Below are 4,033 nucleotides of genomic sequence, written 5' to 3'. Positions count from 1 at the left end.
GATTGGACAGGCTCACGTTGCCTCGCTGCAGTGGAAGGCAATGCTCGATGCGCGCGAATTGCTTGGGTGTGATCTCCATGTCGGGCAGTGTCCAGCATGATGCCCAGCGTTGCAATTAGTGTTAACAGCCCCTAGCCGACGTTGCCGGCTTTGGACAGCGCATCGATGTCCGGCCCGGCAACGGAGCCAGCGTGAAGCAACTGGATCATGAAGGCGAGCAGGATCAGCGCGATCAAGGCCCAGGTTGAGGCGCCTGGCATGCGCGGGGTGGGGGAGGCAGTGGGGGTGTCGGTTTGCATGGTGGGGGTCCCTGTTTGGAGTTTGGAGTTTGGTTTTTGTTGGTTTGGGTTTTCAGCTCATTGCTTGAGGCTGAAGACGCGCACGGTGAGGTCTGGGTCGTCGTACCAGTTGCCGTGGGCGCCGTACACCCGGTCGCTGTTCGGGTCCAGGCCCATCACACCGAGGTAGCCGGGCAGCCCGATCCGGGTCCAACTGCGGCCGCCGTCGAGCGAGTAGAAGGCTGCGTTCGCATCGATCTCTGCGGGCTCATCGCGAAATGGCGTCAACCATGTCGGCACGGTGTGTGAGGCCATGACGCTGACCACGATGGCGTGTTGCCCCACGAGGATGCTGTCCACCCGGCTGCTGCCGGGCAGGGGCCAGAACGGGTTGGGCAAGGCGCCCACCGGCTTCCAGCTCTGGTCTGCGACGTCGAACTCGGCGATCTCATCGCGCTCCTGGTCTGTGTGCGCCAGCACGCCCACCAGGCCTCCATCGGGACGCTGTTGCACCTTCCGCAGGCATGCGCCGAACTCTCGCTTGATCGGCCCGACAAGCCACTGCCCATCACGTTGGCGCAACTCTGTCATGGCGGTCGTGCACACAAGCCCCGAGGTCAGGCTGGCTTCCGGTCGGGCGTACATGACGCGCTGACTGGTCCATGCGAAAGCACGGTCTGCAGAGACCTGGAACACGTAGCGCTTGAGCTCATCACCCAGTGATTCGGCGATCTCCGTGCCTTGGGGCAGGTGCGGTGCAAAGCCGGTCAGGGGCAGCCGCATTTCGGCAGGCGCCGCGATGGTTTCGACCGTGCGGCCCAGGTCGCGTGAGTGGTAAATGGCGCCTGGCGTTGGCGCTTCATCGAGCCCCATGTTGGTGTCGGCGGCATCGCCAAAGACCCACATGTCGGTCTTGCCAAAGAAGCCCGGTCGCAAGCTCCATGCGACGTGCTCCGCGTGGGGGAACAGGCCCTCGCGCACCCAGTGCCACGTGTTGCCTTGGTCGTCAGACCGGAAGACGGCCAGCTGGTTGGGGGTTGTGTCTTTGAGGGCGTCCGGGTCGTTCGACGCAGGGCGGTCCAGGCCGGTCAGCAGGAAGACGGGGCTGCCGCTGGGGTGGGCCAGCAGACAGGCCCGTTCACCCACGACGGCCTTGAGCTCGAAGCGCCCCTGGGCGTTGCGCCGAGAGATGAAGGTGGTGCCTGCTTCACGGCTCAAGCCGGTGAACATCGACAAGCCGCTGTTGGCGTTCTGGTTCGCACCCTCGCCCAGCAAGGCGTCGATCAAGACAACGGGTTTGGCTGGGTCGGTGGTGAAGGAGGAGGCGACGTCACCGCTGGCGTAGCCTGCCAACCAGGTGGCCTTGGGTGTTTCGACCACCCCGGTGCAGAACTGCTCCATGGCGCGCTGCTTCACGAAGGCCAGGCTTCCTGCGCTGTCCTCGGCGGGCGTGGCGCCTGCGTTGCTGCGAGCCCTGACGATGGTGCCGAAGTACAGCAGCATGGCGAGCAGCAGCAACGCGCCGATGACCAGCTTGGGGCGTTGGTGGATGGGCTTGGGTGGGGGCATGTTGGTGTCCGCTGGATTTGTCATGGTGTGGGGGTGAGGGCCGAGGTCGAGTCGGGGGCAGGGGCACTCGGTGAGGCTTTGGTTGCCTCGACCCATGGCATTTGCAAAACAACGCAGCGTTCTGGCACGCGGCCTTCGCCTGCGCGGCATGCCACCAGCCTTGCGCCATCGGAAGAAAGACGGGCTTTGACCTGATCGAAGCGAAGCCACATGGGCTTCGACAGGATGGCCAAAGCATCCGCAGGCAATTTGGGGTCTGGCGGCAGCCAGAATGGGGCCAGGTGATACCAAACGCCACGTTGGTGGTGCAGCACCATGGCGCCAGCGTAATGACGACTCTGGAAAAAACTGACCGGGGCATGTTTCGCCTTGGCCGCGAGTTTCCAGTCATCTGCCTCGACGGGGCCAAGCGACGGGGGCTTCGGGTCTGCTGCATCGATGGTCGATGTCGATGGCGAGCCATCGACCGCCAGCACTTCAAGCCGGCCTGTTTGGTGCGTGCGCAGCACGGGTCTGGTCAACGCCAGTCCAGCACTGGACAGGGGCGTCATCGTGTGTCCGGGCTTGCAAGGCGACACATCGGCGACCCATTGCAGACCGAAACGACCCGTGTGCACCGGGATGCAAAGCGCCGTTCCTGGGTTGGTGAACGCGCGGCCAACCTTGTAGCTCTCCAGGCGCAGCGTGCGTTGCGGATCCAGTGGATGGCTCACTTCCACCCAGTTTTCTTGAAAGATGGTTCGGTGTCGTGCCGCGCTGGTGCGTGCCTTGGGAATGAAATAGTGCTTGAGCACCAAGCTTTGATGAACGCTCGTGCTTTGAACCTGGCTGGCGTTCAGCATGAGCCACAAGCCTCGGTGTTCTATCGTGGCAATGAATGTGAGCCCAATCGGGATGAACCACGCGAGGAAGAGCACATTGCACAGGGGGCGCTGCCAGCTCTTTTGCAGCAGCCAAGAAGCGGCCCCGAAGACAAGCAGGTAAAGCAATGGCACGCAGATGAGCCATGGCGGTGCATTCATCAAGACCGCTGACTTGTACCACCACCCTTCGTCAAAGAACTTCACCAAGGTAGGCAGCGGCCAGAGCATGGCCGCGATGAACGACAACGAGCACACAACGCGAGCTGTCCACAGCGCGAAGCGTGACAGCAACTTGAACGCGCTGCGTAAAAGTGAGGCGCTCGCTGACGGGGCGGTCGCAATGAGGCCGTGAGGATTTGTCATTTCAGGCGGGAGACAGGCAGGTGCTCAACCCACCTGCACAGGCTCGCCGATCTTGGCCTGAACTTCTTCGGGCCATGTGGCATCGATTTCGGTGAAGTAACTCAGCCAGGCGCAGCTGGCCACGAGCGCAAAAAATGGCAGGAACACCGGGAACAACAAATGCGCGAACATCATCCAGCCGGTGTTGGTTTTCCAGCGCTGCACATAACCGGGGCCAAAGGTGTGCGTTTGAGCCAGGCATTGCCACCATGAAGGCTGCTTGATGGGCGTGACCATGGCCTCCGGCGGAGAACCCAAAGGTGGGCCGTCTTCTTCCATGTAACGCCGGATATGCTCCCACATGGCGGACACCAGGCCCTCGTTGAGCTCGATCGGGTTGGCGATGATGAACTGATCGATGACCGTGGCGTCGGTGGCGCTGCGCCGCACGTTGAACACCAAGTGGTGATTGGTCACGAGGTTGACGCCATTGGTGCTGCATTGGGCGTAATGCACCGCGTCAACCAAATCCCACTCGTATTCGCAGGAAATGATCTTGGAGTTGGTGAGGATGTTCCACAAGGAGCCGGAGTAGTGCTGGTATTGGCGGTACACCTTGCGGTTTTTACGGTCGAAGATGATGCCTTGGTTGGTGAAGCGGAATAAGTCGGTGCGCAACAGTAATATGATTGTGTACAGGGTTATCGCCGCACCAAAAATAAAAAGTGCGCCGCAGGCCAGCAACAAGGCCCAATGATCAAAAACCAGCCCCATCCAGATAACAAATAGAAGCGCGCTGGCCTCTAACGGGACTAACACCAACATAGCCGCCAACGCAAATCCTCTAACAGGCTGCGGAAATACCCAACGGGCGCAGCTTCGCTGCTGACGCAAGGGCTCGTTTTTCGATGATGCGGGTCGACTCCGACGCCAAAACACCCCATTTCAAGCCCATTTTGGCCTGATCTGAGGCCATTTCGG

General features: G+C 61.3%; 5 protein-coding genes. 1 reads left to right on the top strand and 4 read right to left on the bottom strand.

All coding sequences use genetic code 11. From position 1 onward, the window contains the following. Window positions 1-131 precede the first annotated feature (131 nt). Genes ABG80_RS23165 through ABG80_RS22220 form a run of 3 tightly spaced genes read right to left on the bottom strand, consistent with a single transcriptional unit; the run spans window position 132 to window position 2,560 of the window. Window positions 132-299, bottom strand: a complete 168-nt coding sequence (locus ABG80_RS23165) for a hypothetical protein (protein ID WP_160322637.1) — start codon at window positions 297-299, stop codon at window positions 132-134. Window positions 300-356: 57 nt separating this feature from the next. Continuing rightward, a complete protein-coding gene (locus ABG80_RS20825; RefSeq protein ID WP_235513984.1) occupies window positions 357-1,871 on the bottom strand; it encodes a hypothetical protein in 1,515 nt (504 codons plus the stop codon). Beyond that, on the bottom strand, window positions 1,868-2,560 hold the full coding sequence (locus ABG80_RS22220) for a hypothetical protein (RefSeq protein WP_152987781.1): 693 nt from the start codon (window positions 2,558-2,560) through the stop codon (window positions 1,868-1,870). The genes ABG80_RS20825 and ABG80_RS22220 overlap by 4 nt, the downstream gene beginning before the upstream one ends. On the opposite strand from ABG80_RS22220, the gene ABG80_RS22215 reads away from it, so the two are divergent. Then, window positions 2,552-2,881, top strand: coding sequence for a hypothetical protein (locus ABG80_RS22215; RefSeq protein WP_152987780.1), 330 nt, complete (start codon window positions 2,552-2,554; stop codon window positions 2,879-2,881). The two genes, ABG80_RS22220 and ABG80_RS22215, sit on opposite strands and share 9 nt — an antisense overlap. Before the next feature lie 216 nt (window positions 2,882-3,097). Here the strand turns inward: ABG80_RS22215 and ABG80_RS20815 are convergent, their stop codons facing one another. Next, window positions 3,098-3,877, bottom strand: coding sequence for a DUF6708 domain-containing protein (locus ABG80_RS20815; protein ID WP_321166072.1), 780 nt, complete (start codon window positions 3,875-3,877; stop codon window positions 3,098-3,100). Between the last annotated feature and the right edge of the window lie 156 nt (window positions 3,878-4,033).

The sequence above is a fragment of the Aquabacterium parvum genome (genome assembly GCF_001447195.1).
Lineage (GTDB): Bacteria > Pseudomonadota > Gammaproteobacteria > Burkholderiales > Burkholderiaceae_C > Aquabacterium > Aquabacterium parvum.
Note: the sequence above shows the minus strand (reverse complement) of the source record. Positions and strands in the feature narration are given on the sequence as shown.